3 protein-coding genes are annotated in these 4,029 nt (G+C 77.2%); 2 read left to right on the top strand and 1 reads right to left on the bottom strand.

Annotation, left to right across the window (positions count from 1 at the left end):
* The first annotated feature begins 53 nt into the window (after window positions 1-53).
* Together GTQ99_RS20745 and GTQ99_RS20740 are read left to right on the top strand one after the other, a co-directional pair.
* Window positions 54-1,295: a cobalamin-independent methionine synthase II family protein gene (locus tag GTQ99_RS20745; protein WP_205707933.1), complete on the top strand. Its 1,242-nt coding sequence runs from the start codon at window positions 54-56 to the stop codon at window positions 1,293-1,295.
* Window positions 1,296-1,299: 4 nt separating this feature from the next.
* Window positions 1,300-2,127 carry a methyltransferase domain-containing protein gene (locus GTQ99_RS20740; RefSeq protein ID WP_166617594.1) on the top strand — a complete coding sequence of 276 codons (828 nt, stop codon included), beginning with the start codon at window positions 1,300-1,302 and terminating at the stop codon, window positions 2,125-2,127.
* Here GTQ99_RS20740 and GTQ99_RS20735 read toward each other — a convergent pair.
* Window positions 2,063-4,029, bottom strand: a 1,967-nt coding sequence (locus GTQ99_RS20735) for an FAD/NAD(P)-binding protein (RefSeq protein ID WP_166617593.1), incomplete at its 5' end; no start/stop codon positions are given. The two genes, GTQ99_RS20740 and GTQ99_RS20735, sit on opposite strands and share 65 nt — an antisense overlap.

The following is a 4,029-nucleotide window of genomic DNA, read 5'->3' as shown; positions in this document are numbered from 1 at the left end:
CCCCGACCGCGCCCCGCGCCGCCGACCCCGACCCACCCGAACGGAGCACCACGTTGTCCACCGCCCGGTCCACCGCCCGCCAGATCCCCGTCAGCCACGCCGGCAGCCTGCCCCGCACCCCCGAGCTGATCGCGGCCAACGAGGCCCGGCGCACCGCCGAGGACGGGTTCACCCTCGAGCGCACGCCCGAGTTCGAGCGGCTGCTCACCGACGCCGTCGTCGACCTCGTGCGGCGCCAGGCCGAGCTCGGCGTCACGATCGTCGGCGACGGCGAGTACGGCAAGGCGATGTCCAGCGCCGTGGACTACGGCGCCTGGTGGTCGTACTCCTTCCAGCGCGTCGCCGGCCTCGAGGTCACCGGCGAGGACCTGTTCACCCAGCCCGTCGTGCGCTCGGAACCGGGGAAGGTGCGCCTGACGAGCTTCCCCGACCGCCGCGACTGGACGATCTTCAAGGACGCCTACACCGACCCGGCCTCGGGCATCTCCACCGGCAAGAACGCCACCGCGTTCCCCGCCACCACCGGCCCGCTGTCCTACACCGGCCAGGAGGCGATCGCCTCCGACATCGCCAACCTCGCGGCCGGGCTGCGGGCGGCCGGGCTGCCGCTGGAGCAGGGGTTCATCACCTCCCTGTCCCCGGGCAGCGGCGCGCGCATCTCCAACCGGTACTACGCCACCGAGGAGGAGCACATCTGGGCGTGGGCGGAGGTCATGCGCGAGGAGTACCGGGCCATCGTCGACGCGGGGCTGACGGTGCAGGTCGACGACCCCTCCATCGCGGAGAACTGGGACCAGATCAACCCCGAGCCGAGCGTGGAGGACTACCGCGCCTTCACGAGGATCCGCGTCGAGGCGCTCAACCACGCCCTGCGCGGCCTGCCGCCGGAGCAGGTGCGCTTCCACCTGTGCTGGGGCAGCTGGCACGGCCCGCACACCACCGACGTGGAGTTCCGGCACATCGTCGACCTCATGCTGGAGATCGACGCCGGCAGCTACTCCTTCGAGGCCGCCAACGTGCGCCACGAGCACGAGTGGAAGGTCTGGCGGGACGTGCAGCTGCCGGCCGGCAAGAAGATCGTGCCCGGCGTCGTCAGCCACGCCACGAACGTCGTGGAGCACCCGGAGCTGGTCGCCGACCGCATCGAGCGCTTCGCCTCGGTGGTCGGGGCCGAGAACGTCGTGGCCTCCACCGACTGCGGTCTCGGCGGGCGCATCCACCCGCAGATCGCGGTGGCCAAGCTGGCCGCGCTCGGGGAGGGCGCGCGCCTGGCGAGCGCCCGCCTGTCCGGGTGAGCCGGTGAGCGCGGGGGCGGCCGGCGCGCGGGCCGAGCGCGCCGAGTCCGCCGCCTGGGCCACCTGGCAGGCCTCGCCGTGGGGACGGCTGCGCTACCGGGTCGTCGGGCGCGTCCTGCGCAGCTGGTGCACCGTGCTCGGGCCCGGCCCGCTGCGGGTGCTGGACGCCGGCGGCGGCGACGGCCGCGACGCGCTGCAGCTGGCGCTCGCCGGGCACGCGGTGACGGTGCTGGACCGCTCGCCCGAGCAGCTGGCCCTGGCCCGCGCGGCGGCCGCGGCCGCGGGCGTCGGCGAGCGGCTGCACACCGTCGCCGCCGACCTGGAGGACCTCACGGCCCTGGCGGCGCTGACCCGCCACCGCGAGGGCGGCTCGGGCTCCTTCGACGTCGTGCTCTGCCACGACGTGCTGCAGCACCGCACCTCGCACGAGCAGGTCCTCGCCGACGTCGCCACGCTCACCTCCTCGGTGCGCCCGGGGGGGCTGCTGTCCCTGCTGGCGCCGAACCCCGCCGCCGACGTCGTGGCGGCCGCGCTGCGGGAGGGGCCGGCCGCCGCGTGGGTGGCGCTGGGCGCCGAGCGCGCCCTCGACCCGGCGACCGGCCGCTCGACGCTGCGGCTGGAGGCCGCCTTCGCCGAGGAGGCGCTGGCGGCCGCGGGCTGCGAGGTGGCCGAGCGCGCCGGCGTGCTGGCCGTCACGACGCTGCTGGAGGACGCCGAGCGCGTCGACGAGCGGCTCGCGGCCGACCTGGAGGAGCTGGAGGTGGAGCTCAGCGGCCGCGCGGAGTTCCGCCCGACGGCACGCTTCTGGCACCTCGGGGGGCGACGACGCTGACGGCGGCCGCCGCGAGCCCCGGCGCGGGCCCGTCCGCGAGCCCGTCGGTCACCCCCAGCAGGTCCACCGCGACCCGGTCGTTGAGCCGGAAGAACCCCGCGTCCAGGTGCGGGCGGGCGAAGGCCGCGGCCCACCCGCTGCCGGCCACCCACGGACCGGCCGCGAAGCGCCGCGGGTGCGCCCGGCCGCGCCGGTCGACGACCCGCTGGGCGGCGTCCACGACGAGGCGGCCGTTGGCCAGCTCCTGCCCGTCGTCCGTGGCGAAGCTCTGCTCGACGACCTCCCCCCGCGCGCACAGCGCCGACAGCAGCGGGTCGGCGCTGTCGCGCACGCTGGGGTGCGGCAGCCGCGCGTCGACGAGCACCCGGGCCGCCACCTCGTGCGGGCCGTTGGCCGAGCGCGCGCTCCAGCACCCCCGCTCCTCGTCGGCGCCCACCCGCAGGTCGCCGCCGAGGAAGTGCACGACCCCCGCGTCGGCCAGGGCCAGCAGCTGCCGCAGCCGCTGCGGCGGCGGGCCGGAGGCGACGTAGCTGAAGAAGCCGTGCCACCACCCGTCCACGTCGACCGCCGCCGAGCGGGCCTCCAGCAGCCCGCGGCGGGTGAGCTCGGCGACGGTGGCGTAGCAGGACAGCAGCGCCGCGAACACCGCGGCGTCGGAGCTGTGCCCGGGGTCGGCGCGGCGCGCCACGTCCGCGGCGACGTGGGCGCGCACGCGCTCGTGGACGGCGTCGCCGTCCGGCGCCCGCCAGCCGGCCAGCGGCCGGTCCAGCGCCGGCAGGTCCAGCCGGTCCGCCGGGTCGGGGACCGCGGCCTGCACCAGGGCGTCCAGCTCGGCGCCGCCCCACGCGGCGGCCGCGAAGCGCCGGTCGAACTCCGCCGCCGGCAGCGAGGTGCGCTGCGGGTGCCGGGTGAACAGCTCGTGGTAGTGCGCCCCCGCGAGCTCCTTGGCGATCATCGGCCACACGTCGGCGCGCAGGTCGAGGACCCGCCCGTGCCGCGCGGCCGCCTCGGCGGTGAAGAAGCGCGGCAGCGGCGGCCGGCTCGCGAGCTCGTAGGTGATCTTCGAGCGGTAGGGCACGCCGCGGCGGCTGCCCACGTGCAGCCGCGGTTCCAGGCCGCTGGGCTCGTAGCGCAGGTCCCCGCCGGGGCCGGTGCGGAAGCGCCCGCCGCGCCCCTCGGCGACGAGCACCAGGAGGTCGACGAACGCCAGGCCCATGCCCGCCACCAGGACGTCCTCGCCCGGCGGCAGCAGGTCGAGGTCGTCCTCCAGCCCCAGGTCGCCGGTGTACCCCGGCGCCACGTAGCCCAGGTCGTGGCGGTCGGCGAACTCCCGCAGCGCCTGCTCGCGCGCTCCGGGCAGCACGTCGGGGTGCCCCTGCGCGAGCAGCACCGCGTCCACCTCCAGGGCGCGGCCGTTCTCGAGCCGCACGAGCTGGCGGCCGCCGGCGCCCTCGCGCAGGTCGACGGCGCGGGCGGCGTGCTCGTGCAGCTCCACCGTCGCCGGCAGCGCCTCGCGCACCCGCTCCCAGGCCCAGCGCAGGTAGTGGCTGCCGAGCGCGCGGGAGACGAAGGTGCCCTCGCCGACGCCGAGGACCTCCCGGTGCAGCTCCTCCTGGCCCTGCCGCGCGAAGCGCTCGGCGAGCTCGGCCCGGTGGGCGTCCAGCCAGGCGAACAGCGTCGGCCCGGTGCGCAGCGGGCCGGTCAGCGTGGAGGACTCGTCCGGCAGGACCGTGACGTCGGCGGCGCGGGAGTTCATCCACAGCAGCGGGTGCTGCTCGGCGCGCCAGATCCGCCCGGACCCCGGCGGGTGCGGGTCCACGACGTGCACCGCCAGGCGGCGACCGCCCGCGGCGGCGTGCGCGCCGAGGCGGTCGAGGACGCCCAGGGCGCGCGGTCCCGCGC

Origin of the sequence: Kineococcus vitellinus, assembly GCF_009906315.1 — a bacterium.
Classification (GTDB): domain Bacteria; phylum Actinomycetota; class Actinomycetes; order Actinomycetales; family Kineococcaceae; genus Kineococcus; species Kineococcus vitellinus.
This window is presented reverse-complemented; position numbering and strand designations above follow the sequence as displayed.